Raw genomic sequence first — 16,006 nt, 5'->3', positions numbered from 1 at the left:
ACTGTATTCTGAAGTGACTTTTTTCAGGGTTCCAGGCAATGAAGGACGGCGATGAAGCGACTTAAAAACGAATTCAATTCTCTGGTGAACCGTGGCGTTGATCGCCATTTGCGTCTTGCCGTGACGGGGCTGAGCCGCAGCGGTAAGACAGCATTCATTACGGCGATGGTCAATCAGCTGTTGAACCTGCATGCAGGGGCGCGCCTGCCACTGCTTAGCGCAGTGCGCGAGGAGCGGTTGCTGGGGGTGAAACGCGTACCGCAACGTGATTTTGGCATCCCCCGTTTCACCTATGATGAAGGTCTGGCGCAGTTATACGGGGAACCTCCCGCCTGGCCCACCCCGACGCGTGGCGTGAGCGAAATCCGGCTTGCGCTTCGTTTCCGCTCGAATGAATCCCTGATGCGTCACTTCAAAGAAACGTCCACGCTCTATCTCGAAATTGTGGATTATCCGGGAGAATGGCTGCTCGATTTACCGATGCTGGCGCAGGATTACCTGAACTGGTCCCGACAGATGACCGGTTTGTTGCAGGGGCAGCGGGCAGAGTGGTCGACCCAATGGCGCCAGCTTTGCGAAGGGCTGGACCCGCTGGCGCCGGCGGATGAAAACCGTCTGGCCGTCATAGCCGAAGCCTGGACGGATTACCTGCATCAGTGCAAGCAGGAGGGGTTGCATTTCATTCAGCCGGGCCGCTTCGTTCTGCCGGGTGATTTAGCCGGTGCTCCCGCGCTACAGTTTTTCCCGTGGCCGGACGTTGACAGCATCGGCGAATCGAAACTGGCGCAGGCGGACAAGACCACTAACGCCGGTATGCTCCGCGAGCGATACAATTATTACTGTGAGAAGGTGGTTAAGGGCTTTTATAAAAATCACTTTTTACGCTTTGACCGCCAGATCGTGCTGGTGGACTGCCTGCAACCGCTCAACAGCGGGCCGCAAGCGTTCAATGATATGCGGCTGGCGCTGACGCAGCTGATGCAAAGCTTTCATTATGGCCAGCGTACGCTGTTTCGCCGTTTGTTCTCGCCGGTCATCGACAAGCTGCTGTTTGCCGCCACAAAAGCTGACCATGTGACGGTCGATCAGCACGCCAACATGGTATCCCTGCTGCAACAGCTGGTGCAGGATGCCTGGCAGAATGCGGCCTTCGAAGGGATCAGCATGGACTGTCTGGGGCTGGCGTCCGTACAGGCAACGCAGAGTGGGTTGATTGACCTGAATGGCGAGAAAATTCCGGCCCTGCGGGGCAACCGTCTCAGCGACGGTGAGCCGCTCACGGTCTATCCGGGGGAAGTTCCGGCGCGTCTGCCGGGCCAGGCTTTCTGGCAAAGCCAGGGTTTTCAGTTCGAAGCCTTCCGTCCGCAGAGCATGAACGTTGATCAGCCATTGCCGCACATCCGTCTGGATGCTGCGCTGGAGTTTTTAATCGGAGATAAATTGCGATGACGGAACCGTTAAAACCTCGCATTGATTTTACCGGCCAGCTTGAGCAGACGCCCCATGAGGCGTTCAAAACGGCGCAAACCTTCAGCGGCCCGCAGGCTGACAACTTTGCTCCCGTGCTGGCAGACGAGCCGATGGTTGAAGAGGGGCAGGCGGAAGCGGTGGTTGATGCGGCACTGCGCCCGAAACGCAGCCTGTGGCGTAAGATGGTGACCGCCGGGTTAGCCCTTTTTGGTGTGAGCGTAATCGGCCAGGGCGTGCAGTGGGGCGTCAATGCCTGGCAAACGCAGGACTGGGTGGCGCTGGGGGGATGCGCCGCCGGGGCGTTGATTGTTGGTGCGGGCGTTGGCTCAGTCGTCAGCGAGTGGCGTCGCCTCTGGCGTTTGCGTCAGCGTGCCCACGAACGCGATGAAGCGCGGGATCTGCTGCACAGTCACGGCACAGGAAAAGGGCGTGCTTTTTGTGAAAAGCTTGCGGCTCAGGCCGGGATAGATCACTCTCACCCGGCGCTTCAGCGCTGGTATGCGGCGATCCACGAAACCCAGAATGACCAGGAAGTGGTCACGCTCTATGCGCACATTGTTCAGCCGGTACTGGATGCGCAGGCTCGTCGTGAGATCAGCCGTTCGGCGGCGGAATCTACCCTGATGATCGCCGTCAGTCCGCTGGCAATGGTGGACATGGCCTTTATCGCCTGGCGCAACCTGCGTCTGATCAACCGCATCGCCAGGCTGTACGGCATTGAGCTTGGCTATTACAGCCGACTGCGCCTGTTCAAACTGGTGTTGCTGAATATCGCCTTCGCCGGGGCAAGCGAACTGGTACGGGAGGTCGGGATGGACTGGATGTCGCAGGATCTTGCGGCGCGTCTCTCTGCCCGGGCGGCGCAGGGGATTGGTGCCGGTCTGCTGACGGCACGCCTGGGTATCAAAGCGATGGAGGTTTGTCGTCCACTCCCCTGGATCGATGGCGATAAGCCGCGGCTGGGGGATTTCCGTCGCGAATTGATTGGCCAGCTTAAAGAGACGCTCAATAAAAAACCTGCTCAGTGAGGTTTTGTTTACTAATCGTGCGGGCTGTCAATATTTGTTGACAGCCACCTTCCCGAACACCGTGATCTGACATATCATTTTACTGTTATTGGCTTAAACGGTGAATTTCCCATGCGTCTGGAAGTCTTTTGTGAGGACCGTCTCGGTCTGACCCGCGAGTTACTCGATCTTCTTGTTTTACGTAGCATTGATTTACGTGGCATAGAGATCGACCCTGTCGGGCGAATTTACCTCATTTTTGCCGAAATTGAATTTAATACCTTCAGTAGCCTGATGGCGGAAATCCGCCGTATCGCTGGCGTTACGGATGTACGCACCATCCCCTGGATGCCGTCCGAGCGGGAACATCTTGCGCTGAGCGCGCTGCTGGAAGCAATGCCGGAGCCGTTTCTCTCTCTCGATCTGAAAAATAAAGTCGAGCGCGTTAACCAGGCCAGCTGCCAGCTGTTTGCGCAGACTCAGGAAAAACTTATCGGGCACCACGCCACGCAACTGATCACCGGTTTTAATTTCCAGCGCTGGCTGGACAGCAACCCGCAAAATACCCATAGCGAGCATGTCGTCATCAACGGACAGAATTTCCTGATGGAGATCACGCCGGTCTACCTGAAAGGGGAAAATGCCGCGCGGGTGCTGACCGGCGCAGTGATCATGCTGCGCTCCACGGTGCGAATGGGGCGTCAGTTACAGAACCTTTCCAGCCAGGACGTCGGCGCATTCAGCCATATTATTGCGGTGAGCCCGAAGATGCGTCATGTGATCGACCAGGCGCGCAAGCTGGCAAATCTTACGGCGCCGCTGCTGATTACCGGGGATACCGGTACGGGGAAAGATCTGCTGGCGCATGCTGTGCACATGGCCAGCCCGCGTGCGGCAAAACCGTATCTGGCGCTGAACTGCGCCTCTATTCCTGAAGATGCCGTTGAAAGTGAGCTGTTCGGGCATGCGCCGGAAGGTAAAAAAGGCTTCTTTGAACAGGCGAATGGCGGCTCGGTGCTGCTGGACGAGATTGGCGAAATGTCGCCACGCATGCAGGCGAAACTGCTGCGTTTCCTCAATGACGGCACGTTCCGCCGCGTGGGGGAAGATCATGAAGTTCACGTGGACGTGCGCGTCATCTGCGCCACCCAGAAAAACCTGGTGGAGCTGGTGCAGAAAGGGGTATTCCGCGAAGATCTCTACTATCGTCTCAACGTTCTGACGCTCAATATTCCGCCGCTGCGCGATTGCCCACAGGACATCATGCCGTTGACAGAACTGTTCGTGGCCCGTTTTGCCGATGAGCAGGGCGTGCCGCGTCCGAAGCTCTCTGCCGACCTGGGCACCGTGCTGACGCGATACGGCTGGCCGGGCAATATTCGTCAGCTTAAAAATGCGGTCTATCGCGCATTAACTCAGCTTGAAGGGTATGAACTGCGCCCTCAGGATATTCTATTGCCGGATTACGATGCCGGGACGGTCTCGGTAGGCGAAGAGGCAATGGAAGGCTCGCTGGATGACATCACCAGCCGTTTCGAGCGTTCGGTGTTAACGCAGCTATATCGCAGCTATCCGAGCACGCGCAAGCTGGCTAAACGTCTTGGGGTGTCACATACCGCGATTGCGAATAAGTTGCGCGAGTATGGGTTAAATCAGAAGAAGGGTGACGAATAAATAAAAAAGCCTCTTTGCAGAGGCTTTTTTACGTTTAGGCTTTAAGCGCCTCAAGTGCAGCGGTGTAATCCGGTTCGGTAGTGATTTCGTTGACCAGCTCACTGAAAACAACGTTGTCGTTTTCGTCGATCACCAGCACCGCTCGAGCAGCCAGACCCTTCAGCGCGCCTTCGGAAATGGCAACACCGTATTTCTCCAGGAAATCCGGGCTGCGCAGAGTGGAAAGGGTGATGACGTTGCTCAGGCCTTCAGCGCCGCAGAAGCGGGACTGGGCAAACGGCAGGTCAGCAGAAATGCACAGCACTACGGTGTTGTCCATTTCGGTCGCCAGCTGGTTGAATTTACGCACTGATGCAGCGCAAACGCCAGTATCGATGCTTGGGAAAATGTTCAGGACTTTACGTTTGCCAGCAAACTGGCTCAGCGTGACGTCAGACAGATCTTTAGCCACCAGAGTAAAAGGCTGCGCTTTGCTGCCAGACTGTGGGATGGAACCTGCAACAGCAACCGGGTTGCCCTGGAAATGAACGAGTTGTGACATAGATATCTTCCTGTTTACAAATAGTTAACGTCGTGGCTAGTGTATGTCATCCGCAGTTAGCACGGCAAACCAATTTTCTGCCTTTCCGGCCTGCAAGGAGTCAGTGATGAGAAGCGTTAAGGTCTATGAAGAAGCCTGGCCATTGCACACCCCGTTTGTGATCTCGCGCGGCAGCCGTAATGAGGCCTGCGTGGTCGTGGTTGAATGTGAAGAGAACGGCGTAAAAGGCGTCGGAGAATGCACCCCTTATCCACGTTACGGAGAAAGCCTGGCGTCAGTCATGGCGCAAATTATGACGGTAGTGCCCGAGTTGCAGGCGGGTCTGACGCGTGAGGCTCTTCAGTTTCGGTTGCCGGCCGGCGCGGCACGCAACGCGATTGACTGCGCACTCTGGAGTCTGGAAGCGGCGAAACAACAAAAACCGCTGCCTGCGCTGCTGGACGTTGCGCTGCCGCAATCGATCGTCACCGCGCAAACGGTGGTCATCGGTGAACCAGAGCAAATGGCCGCCAGCGCTCAGGCGTTGTATGCCACCGGTGCAACATTATTAAAGGTGAAGCTCGACGATCGTCTGATTAGCGAACGCATGGTCGCCATTCGTGCGGCGGTGCCTGATGCCACTCTTATCGTCGATGCGAACGAATCATGGCACAGCGAAGGGCTGGCAGCCCGTTGTCAGCTGCTTGCCGATCTGGGCGTTGCCATGCTGGAGCAACCCCTCCCGGCAGAAGACGATGCCGCGCTGGCGAATTTTATTCATCCGCTTCCCGTCTGTGCAGACGAAAGCTGTCATACCCGTGAGAGCCTGTCAGCCCTCAAGGGACGTTACGAAATGGTGAACATTAAGCTGGATAAAACAGGTGGATTAACCGAGGCTCTGGCTCTGGCACAAGATGCGCAGGCGCAAGGCTTTGCTCTGATGCTGGGCTGTATGTTGTGTACGTCCAGAGCGATCGGCGCTGCGCTCCCGCTGGTGAACAGCGTGCGCTTTGCCGATCTGGACGGCCCAACCTGGCTGGCGGTTGACGTCTCACCCACGCTGAATTTTACCTCCGGCGTACTTCATCTTTGAGGCTGCCAGCGCAGGAGATCTGTCATCGCCCGCAGGTATTTTTCGCTCGCTTCATCCGAGGAGATGGGCGGAAACTCTGCGGTGATACAGTGAAGGCTGAGGTCTGCGCACCAGCTGCCAAACGACCCGGGTGTTTCATAGCCAACGCTGCTCACCAGAGGTAGAGCAAACGCATCCGCCAGCCACTGCCCGAGCGCCGTATGACGAGGATCTTCAATACAGGCGAGGGGATCGTGGAAAGAGACAACCCAGGCCGGGTGGATCTTATGAATAAGCTGGCACAGCGCCTGAGTCTCCGGTTCGGAACCGGGTTTGTCTCCCGTGAGCAGGACCACATCTCGCTCCTGCGCCGAACTGTTCCAGCGATACACCGTTTCACCGGCGCGCCAGTTTGCCGCCGGGAAGTTCCTGTTCAGGTCAACGCCGCGTGCATTCGCCCGTAATCCAAGCTGACAACCGTCCGGGTTGACGGTCAAAATCACATGATGACGTCGTAAATCGGGGGCCAGCGTACGTAGCGCGCACGAGAGCGTCACGACAGACGAGTTTTCATCGCCATGCGTGCCTGCAATGATTAAGCCGCTATTGCGATCGGCCTTGGGGGCCGGAAACCAGATCAGCGGCGCGCCTAAAAATGAGCGTCCATAATGTTCAGTTCCTGGCGGGAAGGCACCGCGTTCCGTTCTTGGTCGGGTAGTTGCCATAGTAAACCCTGATGATAAAGTCACTTCTGGCAGTGTTGTGCAAAAGCCGCGCTTAATCAAATAGTTTCCGTGTGTGTGGAAAATTGCCTGACATCAACTTTCCAGAGGAAGCATTTGCATTTCTCCGTTTCGAAACAAATAATTACGCATCTGCCTGTTACCTGACATCATTAAGGGGATCGTATGAAGCATCCTGTTTCGCTTCTTTGTACTGCGCTGTGGCTGTGCGGGCTTTCTTCACTTTCATATGCCGCGGAGGTTCCCGAAGGAACGGTTCTGGCGCAAAAGCAGGACCTGGTTCGACATATCAAAGATGAGCCCGCTTCGCTCGATCCGGCAAAAGCGGTGGGATTGCCCGAGATACAGGTGATTCGCGACCTCTATGAAGGGCTGGTAAATCAGAACGAAAAAGGGGAGTTAGTTCCCGGCGTGGCGACGCGCTGGCAGAGCAATGACAACCGCGTCTGGACGTTCACGCTGCGGGATAACGCTAAGTGGTCTGACGGTACCCCAGTGACGGCACAAGATTTTGTCTATAGCTGGCGTCGTCTGGTTGATCCTAAAACAACGTCACCTTTCGCCTGGTTTGCGGCGCTGGCGGGCATTAACAATGCCCAGTCCATCATCGACGGCAAAGCTGCTCCGGATACGCTCGGCGTGACGGCGGTCGATGCTAAAACGCTGCGCGTGCAGCTGGACAAACCGCTACCCTGGTTCAGTAATCTGACGGCTAACTTCGCGTTTTATCCTGTTCAAAAGGCCAATGTGGAGAGCGGTAAGGAATGGACGCGCCCTGGCGCGCTCATTGGCAACGGTGCTTATGTGCTGAAAGATCGCGTGGTGAATGAAAAACTGGTGGTTGAGCCGAATTCACATTACTGGGATAACGCCAGGACGGTGCTTAAAAAAGTCACCTTTGTGCCGATCAACCAGGAGTCCTCGGCGACCAAACGCTATCTGGCGGGCGATATCGATATTACAGAATCGTTTCCGAAAAACATGTACCAGAAGCTGCTTAAAGATATTCCGGGACAGGTTTATACACCGCCACAGCTTGGGACCTATTACTACGCGTTTAACACGCAAAAAGGCCCAACCGCGGATGCCCGCGTACGTCTCGCGCTCAGCATGACTATAGACAGACGTATTATGGCGGAAAAAGTCCTGGGGACCGGTGAGAAACCGGCCTGGCATTTTACTCCCGATGTCACTGCGGGCTTTACGCCGGAAACCTCGCCATTTGAGCAGATGTCGCAGCAAGAGCTGAATGCGCAGGCGAAAACATTGTTGCAGGCGGCAGGCTATGGCCCTCAGCGTCCGCTAAAATTAACGCTGCTGTATAACACGTCTGAAAACCACCAGAAAATCGCGATTGCCGTCGCATCCATGTGGAAGAAAAATCTGGGTGTTGACGTTAAGTTGCAGAATCAGGAGTGGAAAACCTACATCGACAGCCGCAATACCGGGAATTTTGACGTCATCCGTGCATCGTGGGTAGGGGACTACAACGAGCCGTCGACATTCCTGTCGCTGCTGACCTCCTCCCATAGCGGGAATATCTCACGATTCAACGATCCTGCTTACGATAAGATTATTCATCAGGCGACGCTCGAAACCACTGAAAAAGCGCGTAATGCCGACTACAACATGGCCGAGAAGATCCTTACCGAGAAAGCACCGATTGCCCCTATTTATCAGTACACCAATGGACGTCTCATCAAGCCATGGGTTAAAGGTTATCCGATAAATAACCCAGAGGATGTTGCGTACAGCCGTACAATGTATATTGAAAAGCATTAAAAAGAGGTCAGGGCGCTACGTGATTATGGTAAACATCCATTAACTGCATAAGCGCCCGCTCTCAGGGGGCATGATTTTACAGCCTGGTTATTACCGAATATCCCCTTCATATCAGCCCATCACTCATTGTCATGATGAATATCTTCAGAGAGATTCTTTCTCCCGTTTATCGAAAAACGCGTAGTCATTTATTCGCCATTCCTGTAGCAGTATAGTCATTACTGTTTTTAAGATTAAATTTGTCCGATACAGGATTTTTTCATATTCAGGCTATTTATTGAATTAAAACCTTATTTCTCTGCGCTGTTACGAGTTGTGTTAATAAATGCATTGATGTAAATCAATTATTCAACCTCATGGAATAATAAGTTCAATATTTCCAAACTAAGCAGTCATTCCTGCCAAATTAATGTGAATAAATAGTTAATTTTTACTGTATGTCATGTATCTATGGCATTTATGAGTACAATAATTTAGTGGAATATTCTTAAGAAAAGTCCAATAGTAGATCTTTGATCTGAGAAGTTGATTTTAAATGGGCTTTTGCTCTAATATGGTTTTGTAAAGAAACGTCACTCACTTAACATTTATTTCTTTTAAAGAAAGGGACTGCTATGGCCGATTCATTCCAGAATGAGGTGCCCAAGGCACGCATAAACTTAAAGCTGGCTCTGCATACAGGTGGCGCGCAGAAGAAAATCGAACTGCCGCTTAAACTCCTCACCGTCGGTGATTTCAGTAATGGAAAAGAGAATCGCCCATTATCGGAAAGGGAGAAAATTAACGTCAATAAAAATAACTTCAACAGCGTACTTTCGGAATTTAACCCGGAAGTGAATCTGACGGTTCCTAACACAATGGCCGGGGATGGTTCGGAAGAAAGCATAAAACTGAATTTCTCCGATATTAAGGATTTCGAACCTGAACAGGTTGCCCGCCAGATCCCCCAGCTCCGCGCCATGCTGGCCATGCGTAATTTATTACGCGACCTCAAATCCAATCTCCTTGATAACGCCACTTTCAGAAAAGAACTCGAGAAAATTCTTAAAGACCCGGCGCTGTCTCAGGAATTACGCGACGAAATGAGTGCACTGGCCCCGAAATAAGCGGCATGTGTAATTTAATGGATTAACCGGGAATATGCTGATGTCTGTAAATACTGAAACCGCCTCCGCGCAGGGGCAGACCACCGTACTGGAAAAAGAGGGCGTTTACGCCTCCCTGTTTGAAAAAATCAACCTGACCCCGGCCTCCAGCCTGGGGGATATCAATGCGTTTCTGGATGACGCCGCGCTTTCTGACGCTCCGGCGGGTGAACGCCTGACGGCGGCGATGCAGGTGTTTATGGACTGCATCCGCAAATCCGGTCAGCCGGTGGAGAAGCTCGACAAAACGCTGATTGACCGCCATATCGCCGAACTGGATTTCCAGATTAGCCGTCAGCTGGATGCCGTAATGCATCACCAGGAGTTCCAGAAGGTGGAGTCCCTGTGGCGCGGCCTGAAGCAGCTGGTGGACAGCACCGACTACCGCCAGAACGTGAAAACCGAAATTCTGGATGTGTCGAAAGAAGATCTGCGTCAGGACTTTGAAGACGCGCCGGAACTTATCCAGAGCGGCCTCTACTGGCACACCTATACCGCCGAATACGACACCCCGGGCGGCGAGCCGATTGGCTCCGTGATTTCATCCTATGAATTTGACGCCAGCCCGCAGGATGTGGCGCTACTGCGCAACATCTCTAAAGTGTCAGCTGCCGCACATATGCCGTTTATTGGCTCTGTCGGTCCGAAATTCTTCCTGAAAGACTCCATGGAAGAGGTGGCTGCAATTAAGGATATCGGCAACTACTTCGACCGCGCGGAGTACATCAAGTGGAAATCCTTCCGCGACACCGACGAAGCCCTGTTATCGGCATGCACCACTAACCACGAAGCGCAGTTGCGCCTTACTGAAAGCGCCTCCGGCACCCTGTCCCTCTGGGAGAACTGGTTAAAACCGATCCGCCCTGGGGAGGAAACGGGTGACGATCCGGCCTGTGACGATGATTTCCAACTGATGCGTGAAGAAATCAACAAACTTTCGGGCACCGATCCGGAGTTGCTCTGCACGCTGGCGGAAAAAATACTGTGTGAATGCGCCAAAGATATCCGTGTTGTTACCTGGTATACCCAGGCCCGGCTGAGCCGTGACGGCGAGAAAGGCCTGGCGGAAGGGATACTGCTGCTGGTCGCGATGTTGTCCCGCTATGGCAGACACTGTCATCCGCTGCGCCCGAATGCCCGGAAAGCCGCGCTGGAGTGGCTCAACAGTACAAAAGTACTTGATACGCTCTCGCGCTGGCCGGAAGTCGAACGGGATGATGCCGGCCTGACGGCCGGAGCGGTCACTCTGCTGAGTAAGGTGGTCTCAGACTGGCCTGAAAATGAAAAACCCGCATTCGCTGGCCTTTGTAGCGCGCTGGAAAACCGTCTGGCGCGTTCTGGCGGGGTGACAGCGCTAATCCCCCAGAACAGCAGCACTCAGGATACCGGGCATGACGCTGTCTTTTCTCCGTCGCCACTGCTGACGGACGTGAAGTCGGGGCGCGATTTGCTGGATCAGGCAAAGGTACTCTCCCGCTGGCTCGGAGAACAACCCCAGGGGTGGCTGGCCTCTCACCGGCTGATGAAAACCGTTCGCTGGGATACCGTCGATCAAATTCCACCGCTGGACAGCAGTGGTCGTACCCGGCTGATTCCGCCTAAACCAGAGTACCGGGCGCAGCTGAAGCGTCTGTACCTGCAAAAAAGCTGGGCTGAGCTGGTGGAGCAGGCCGGCCAGATGTACTGCGAAGGGGTGAATCATTTCTGGCTCGATCTCCAGTGGTACCTCTGGCAGGGACTCAGCCATGCGGGACAGCCCTGGGAGAACCTGGCGGAGTCAGTCCTGCTGGATCTTCGGTTCCTCCTCAGGCGTCTGCCCGGGCTTGAAAGCCTGGCCTGGAATGACGGTACCCCGTTTGCCGATGAGGTGACAACGGGATGGATTGCGGAAAAGGTGAATGAGGAAGGGCTGTCATTCGGTAGCGAGCCGGTCACGACGGCAACCGGATACGGGGACGAGGTGCTGTCACTTGAGGCCGAGGCGATGGAGAAGGGTGACAGTGAGGGGCCCGAAGCGGCTCTGACGTGGCTCCAGACCCGCCCCGGACTGGACTCTCCGCGAAATCGCTGGCTGATACGCCTGCTGATGGCCCGTGTTGCGGAACAATACGGGCGTAACGACATGGCGCTTCATCTGTTGGCCGAGCTGACATCCGGTGCGGCGCAGTTGACGATGGGGGACTGGGAGCCGGGCCTGATGTTCGAAGTTCAGGCCCGCCGTCTGAAACTGTTGCGCATGAAAGCCGGTCGCAGCGAGTCCGATAAAATCCGGCTGATGCCTGAGATGGATGCCCTGCTGGCGGGGCTGATTACCATCGATCCTGCCCGTGCCATGGTGCTGTGTGGCTGAATTTTGTCTGTTAACTATCAGGAATACCGAGCATGGATGATTTAACCCTGCGCTATTTTGAAGCCGAAATGCGCTATCTGCGCGAGGCAGGAAAAGAATTTGCCCGGGCACATCCGGACCGGGCGGCAATGCTCAATCTCGATAAGCCCGGAGCCCGGGACCCGTATGTGGAACGCCTGTTTGAAGGCTTTGCCTTCCTGATGGGCCGTCTGCGAGAAAAGCTGGATGATGATCTGCCGGAACTGACTGAAGGACTGGTGAGTCTGCTGTGGCCGCACTATATGCGGACTATCCCGTCGCTGGCCATCGTTGAGTTTTCGCCTGACTGGCGTGGTCTGCGTCAGGCCGAAATGCTGGTTGAAGGCTTCTCCGTTCTGTCACGTCCTGTCGGGCCGCATAAAACCGCCTGTCAGTACCGGACGACCCGCGATGTGCCGCTACAACCGCTGCACCTTGCAGATGCCCGCCTGCATACTGAAAACGATGGACGCTCTGCTATCCGTCTGCGTTTCGAATGCCCTGAAAAAGTGGACTGGAGTAAAGCCGGGATCGACAAGGTCGCCATATTCCTTAACGCAGAGAGTCCTGTGAGTTCTGCGCTGCATCTGGCAATGACCCGGCGTGTACATACCATGTATGCGCGTCATGCCGGGACGCATACTGAACGTCATCAGTTTGATGGCTGGTGCAAACCCATGGGCTTCGATGACAATGACGGCCTGTGGAAAAAAGCCGATACGGCCTTCAGTGGTTACCAGCTGCTGCTGGAGTATTTCAGCTTCCGTCCAAAGTTTATGTTTGTGGAGCTGCGCGGTCTCGACACTATCGGGCTCAATGCGGCCAGCACCTGGTTTGAAATCGACATTGTACTCAGTGAAGCCTGGTCATCCGATCTGCCCTTTGAGACGGAAGACTTCCGGCTGCACTGTGCGCCGGTTATCAACCTTTTTACCCTGGAAGCCGACCCGCTGACGCTAAATCCTCTGGAGAACGAATACCTGCTCAGGCCATTGCGTCTTCAGGATGGTCACACCGAGATTTACAGCGTCGATAATATTCACGGCGCGGTCAAGAATGGCAAACATCCTTATGTACCGTTCACCAGCTTCCGACACCGGGGCGGTATGATGCGCCACGATGCCCCTGAACGTTATTACCACACCCGCGTGAAACGCGGTCCCTCTGGCCTGTATGACACCTGGTTAATTCTCGGTGGCCGCTCGTTTGAACTGGAGCAGTTGTCCGAAAAACCGGAGTCACTCTCGATGCGAATAACCGGGACCAACGGTCAGCTTCCGCGTAAGGCACTGGAAAGTACTTTGCTGGACAGGGTGGTCAAATCCGGCAAGGTGCCCGTCAGGGTCCTCAACCTCACAGCACCGACGATGCCGCTGTATCCCCCTGCAAACGACCGCTTTCACTGGCGAGTGATGAGCCACCTCGGCTCAAACTTCCTCAGCATGATGGACAATCCTGAGGTCCTGCGGGGCACGCTGGCGCTGTACGACTGGACCGACGATGAAATGAACCGCCGTCGGCTTGAAGCAATCGTCGCCGTGAAGCACACTCTGATCCGCCGTTTTGAGAAGGGCTTTATGCTGCGGGGAGTGGACATTGAGGTCACGCTGAATATGGACAATTTTGCAGGCGAGGGCGATGTGAATCTCTTCGGCGAGATGCTGCACCGGTTCTTCGCGCTCTATGCCGATATTCACCTCTTTAACCAGCTCACGCTGGTACTGCAACCGACAGGGAAACGACTGAGATGGCGCGAGAATCACAGCCAGCACGTACCGGGCTGACGTTAGCTCTTGATAAAGAAATCTGGCGGGTCAATTTCTATCGTTTCTGCCAGTTGCTGGAGCAGGAAAATCCGGACGCGCCAAAACTGGGCACCACCAGCCATCCGGGCAACGACCCGGTACGTTTCAGACCCTGGCCGGGAATGGGTTTCCCGGTCAGCACCCTGAAAGCGGTGGAGACCGACGAAGACCATCCGACATTGCCTCCAACGGTCCGCACGACATTTCTGGGGATGTATGGCGTGGACTCCCCTCTGCCGACGTCTTATCTGGATGACATTGCACAGCGCCGGGAAGGCTATGAGGCGGTCACCTCGTTTCTGGATATCTTCAGCCACCGCATCACCACGCAGTATTACCGGATCTGGCGAAAATACGCGTATCCGGCCACCTTTGAGGCGGGGGGGCGCGATGCCACATCGCAATGTCTGCTGGGTCTGGTGGGACTCGGTATACCGGGCACGGCTGATCAGGTGGCAACACCGGTTTCCCGTTTCCTGGCCTTGCTGGGTACCATGCGATTGCCCACCCGCAATGCTGAAGGCATCCAGGCTCTGGTGAGCCTGCTGGCACCGAATACCCGGGTATTTATCACCGAACCGGATCCGGTAAAGGTCCATATCGATAATCGCAGTGGGTTGGGTACCGGAAACCGCGTTCATCTTTCACAGCGGGCCACGCTGGGTAAAACGGGCAGGGAAGCCTGTAGCAGAGTGCTGGTGACACTGGCCACGGAAGATCCCGGCGAAGCCGAAGGCTGGTTACCCGGTGGCATCCTCCATACCGATTTGCTGGTCCTGATGCGCGTCTATCTTGGTTACCGCAGCAATGCCCGACTGCGCCTCACTGTACCCGTGTGGTTGTTGCCTGAGCCGCGCCTTGGCAAAGGCAGGCGTATTCAGCTCGGGCGTACCGGCCTGCTCGGACTGAAGGACGGCAGACTCAGCGATAACCGGGAAACACTGACCGTCAGTCTGGGCTGCTATGAAGGACTCCGGTGTTCAGTGTTCCCTCCCGCTGAAGACGGGCATTACCGCTTCGACTAAATACGTATTCACATTCTCAATAAAGGAACTTTTGAATGGCAACAGTAACCCGCTGGTGGGCGCTGACGCTTATTGCCTGTGGTCTGCTCACAGGCTGCGGTCTGACACAGACCGTCACGGACGGTACGGTTAGCATCACGAAATCCATCTTCTACAAGAAAATTAAAACGCTGCATCTGGATTTTACCCCGCGCACGGCCATAAATGCCGATGGCGCACAGACGCCGCTGGCGACGATGGTGCGGGTCTACCAGCTTAAAGACCGTAAGAATATTGATGCAGCAGACTACCAGACGCTGCTGCGTAAGGCCGATACGGTCCTGAAAGAGGACGAGCTGGCGTCAAAAGAGCTGCTGGTGATGCCCGGGGGCAGCGTGACGCTTAATATGCCCATGGATGAAGACGCTGAGTTCGTGGCGGTGGTGGGGCTGTTTAACCGTCCCGACATGCAGGACAACCGCTGGCGGCTGGTACTGACCCGTGACGACCTCGACCCGGACAAACCCCGTAAGATTGAACTGGGTGATGGCTGGCTCAGCCTCGTTCCGGTAAAGGAGTGATGTAATGGATAACTGGCTGGCGCTTTTTGACGGACAGACGCGTTATTTTCTGGATATTAATGACAGTACCGTGACGGCGGATGTTTTACGCTTCCGCGGCAGGGAAGCCCTGAGCGAGCCCTTCCGGTGGGACATCGAGTTCACCTCCGGGCAGGCGAATATTCCCCCGGAACAGGTGCTGATGAAATATGCCTCCTTCCGGATGCGGAGCGGTAAAAATGTGCACGGCATAGTGACCCGTCTTGAATGGCTGTCCACATCAAAAGACCAGTCTCACTACCGGCTCACGCTCAGTTCCCGGCTGGCGCTGCTGGGATACACCCGGCAGTGCGCCGTATTTCAGAACCAGTCCGTGCCGGAGGTGGTGGAGCAGGTTCTGCGCAGACACGGGCTGGAGGGGCCTGATTTTGAATTCCGGCTGGAGCGCAGCTACCCGCCGCGTGAAATTATTACCCAGTGGCGGGAGACGGATTTGCAGTTCATTCAGCGCATTCTGTCTGAGGTGGGGATTTACTGGCGTACGGAGATGGATGATGTGTGCGGTCTGGATACGTACATTTTTGCCGACAGCCAGCTTAACTACCGGTTTGACGTGCGCCTGCCGTACCGCGAACCATCGGGTCTGTTTGACGGTGCGGCAGAATCGGTCTGGGATGTGCGGACCTGGCACAGGATTGTCACCGGCACCGTCGCCACGCGGGATTACAACTACCGGACAGCCACCACGCCGATGGATGCGACGGTCAGCGTACGCAGTGATGCGGTGACGACGGGCGAGCACTACCGCTACGCCGCGCCGTACCGGGAAGCAGGCGACGACAGCGACCCGGAGCCG

Annotated in this window: 13 protein-coding genes and 1 pseudogene; 12 read left to right on the top strand and 2 right to left on the bottom strand. The window is 55.4% G+C overall.

Annotated elements, in window-relative coordinates:
- Positions 1–51 precede the first annotated feature (51 nt).
- The 3 genes from DD597_RS13465 (at position 52) to tyrR (ending at position 4,151) form a co-directional block, all read left to right on the top strand.
- Positions 52–1,449 (top strand): YcjX family protein, encoded by a 1,398-nt coding sequence (locus tag DD597_RS13465; protein ID WP_032658603.1) that lies wholly within the window; start codon positions 52–54, stop codon positions 1,447–1,449.
- Positions 1,446–2,498 (top strand): YcjF family protein, encoded by a 1,053-nt coding sequence (locus DD597_RS13460; RefSeq protein ID WP_032609317.1) that lies wholly within the window; start codon positions 1,446–1,448, stop codon positions 2,496–2,498. Before DD597_RS13465 ends, DD597_RS13460 begins: the two co-directional genes overlap by 4 nt.
- A gap of 111 nt (positions 2,499–2,609) precedes the next feature.
- Complete coding sequence (tyrR, locus tag DD597_RS13455; RefSeq protein ID WP_129256285.1) at positions 2,610–4,151, top strand: transcriptional regulator TyrR; 1,542 nt, start codon at positions 2,610–2,612, stop codon at positions 4,149–4,151.
- 34 nt (positions 4,152–4,185) lie between these two features.
- Here the strand turns inward: tyrR and tpx are convergent, their stop codons facing one another.
- Positions 4,186–4,692: a thiol peroxidase gene (tpx, locus tag DD597_RS13450; protein ID WP_003856889.1), complete on the bottom strand. Its 507-nt coding sequence runs from the start codon at positions 4,690–4,692 to the stop codon at positions 4,186–4,188.
- A 106-nt stretch (positions 4,693–4,798) separates the two neighbouring features.
- Between tpx and ycjG the strand changes: the two genes are divergently transcribed.
- Entirely contained in the window at positions 4,799–5,764 is a 966-nt protein-coding gene (gene ycjG, locus DD597_RS13445) for an L-Ala-D/L-Glu epimerase (protein WP_129256284.1), read from the top strand.
- On the opposite strand, the gene mpaA is transcribed toward ycjG, so the two are convergent.
- The gene (gene mpaA, locus DD597_RS13440) at positions 5,755–6,468 is read right to left on the bottom strand and encodes a murein tripeptide amidase MpaA (protein WP_063944977.1); all 714 of its coding nucleotides are present in this window, start codon (positions 6,466–6,468) and stop codon (positions 5,755–5,757) included. The genes ycjG and mpaA overlap by 10 nt on opposite strands.
- Before the next feature lie 183 nt (positions 6,469–6,651).
- Here mpaA and DD597_RS13435 point away from each other — a divergent pair, with 183 nt between their 5' ends.
- From DD597_RS13435 to DD597_RS13405, 8 genes and pseudogenes are all read left to right on the top strand, one after another.
- The gene (locus tag DD597_RS13435; RefSeq protein ID WP_063944976.1) at positions 6,652–8,268 is read left to right on the top strand and encodes an ABC transporter substrate-binding protein; all 1,617 of its coding nucleotides are present in this window, start codon (positions 6,652–6,654) and stop codon (positions 8,266–8,268) included.
- A 614-nt stretch (positions 8,269–8,882) separates the two neighbouring features.
- Entirely contained in the window at positions 8,883–9,374 is a 492-nt protein-coding gene (tssB, locus tag DD597_RS13430; protein WP_003856899.1) for a type VI secretion system contractile sheath small subunit, read from the top strand.
- Between the two features lie 34 nt (positions 9,375–9,408).
- Positions 9,409–10,161, top strand: a pseudogene (locus tag DD597_RS25150) (type VI secretion system contractile sheath domain-containing protein); the annotation flags it as partial.
- A gap of 12 nt (positions 10,162–10,173) precedes the next feature.
- Entirely contained in the window at positions 10,174–11,763 is a 1,590-nt protein-coding gene (gene tssA, locus DD597_RS13425; protein ID WP_370326414.1) for a type VI secretion system protein TssA, read from the top strand.
- 32 nt (positions 11,764–11,795) lie between these two features.
- Complete coding sequence (gene tssF, locus DD597_RS13420) at positions 11,796–13,565, top strand: type VI secretion system baseplate subunit TssF (RefSeq protein ID WP_129256283.1); 1,770 nt, start codon at positions 11,796–11,798, stop codon at positions 13,563–13,565.
- Positions 13,529–14,611 carry a type VI secretion system baseplate subunit TssG gene (gene tssG, locus DD597_RS13415; protein ID WP_129256282.1) on the top strand — a complete coding sequence of 361 codons (1,083 nt, stop codon included), beginning with the start codon at positions 13,529–13,531 and terminating at the stop codon, positions 14,609–14,611. Before tssF ends, tssG begins: the two co-directional genes overlap by 37 nt.
- 35 nt (positions 14,612–14,646) lie before the next feature.
- On the top strand, positions 14,647–15,171 hold the full coding sequence (gene tssJ, locus DD597_RS13410) for a type VI secretion system lipoprotein TssJ (RefSeq protein WP_045895806.1): 525 nt from the start codon (positions 14,647–14,649) through the stop codon (positions 15,169–15,171).
- Positions 15,172–15,175: 4 nt separating this feature from the next.
- Positions 15,176–16,006: type VI secretion system Vgr family protein (locus DD597_RS13405; protein WP_129256281.1), on the top strand; the 831-nt coding region annotated here is incomplete at its 3' end.

Source organism: Enterobacter cloacae complex sp. 677-3DZ2D5B (genome assembly GCF_004136695.1).
Lineage (GTDB): Bacteria > Pseudomonadota > Gammaproteobacteria > Enterobacterales > Enterobacteriaceae > Enterobacter > Enterobacter hormaechei_C.
Note: the sequence above shows the minus strand (reverse complement) of the source record. Positions and strands in the feature narration are given on the sequence as shown.

What these genes read in the sequence shown, in the direction of transcription:
- tssJ (WP_045895806.1), top strand. Translation starts at nt 14,647, where the DNA reads ATGGCAACAGTAACCCGCTGGTGGGCGCTGACGCTTATTGCCTGTGGT.
- tpx (WP_003856889.1), bottom strand. Translation starts at nt 4,692, where the DNA reads ATGTCACAACTCGTTCATTTCCAGGGCAACCCGGTTGCTGTTGCAGGT.
- tssF (WP_129256283.1), top strand. Translation starts at nt 11,796, where the DNA reads ATGGATGATTTAACCCTGCGCTATTTTGAAGCCGAAATGCGCTATCTG.
- tyrR (WP_129256285.1), top strand. Translation starts at nt 2,610, where the DNA reads ATGCGTCTGGAAGTCTTTTGTGAGGACCGTCTCGGTCTGACCCGCGAG.
- DD597_RS13435 (WP_063944976.1), top strand. Translation starts at nt 6,652, where the DNA reads ATGAAGCATCCTGTTTCGCTTCTTTGTACTGCGCTGTGGCTGTGCGGG.
- tssG (WP_129256282.1), top strand. Translation starts at nt 13,529, where the DNA reads ATGGCGCGAGAATCACAGCCAGCACGTACCGGGCTGACGTTAGCTCTT.
- mpaA (WP_063944977.1), bottom strand. Translation starts at nt 6,468, where the DNA reads ATGGCAACTACCCGACCAAGAACGGAACGCGGTGCCTTCCCGCCAGGA.
- DD597_RS13460 (WP_032609317.1), top strand. Translation starts at nt 1,446, where the DNA reads ATGACGGAACCGTTAAAACCTCGCATTGATTTTACCGGCCAGCTTGAG.
- tssB (WP_003856899.1), top strand. Translation starts at nt 8,883, where the DNA reads ATGGCCGATTCATTCCAGAATGAGGTGCCCAAGGCACGCATAAACTTA.
- ycjG (WP_129256284.1), top strand. Translation starts at nt 4,799, where the DNA reads ATGAGAAGCGTTAAGGTCTATGAAGAAGCCTGGCCATTGCACACCCCG.
- DD597_RS13465 (WP_032658603.1), top strand. Translation starts at nt 52, where the DNA reads ATGAAGCGACTTAAAAACGAATTCAATTCTCTGGTGAACCGTGGCGTT.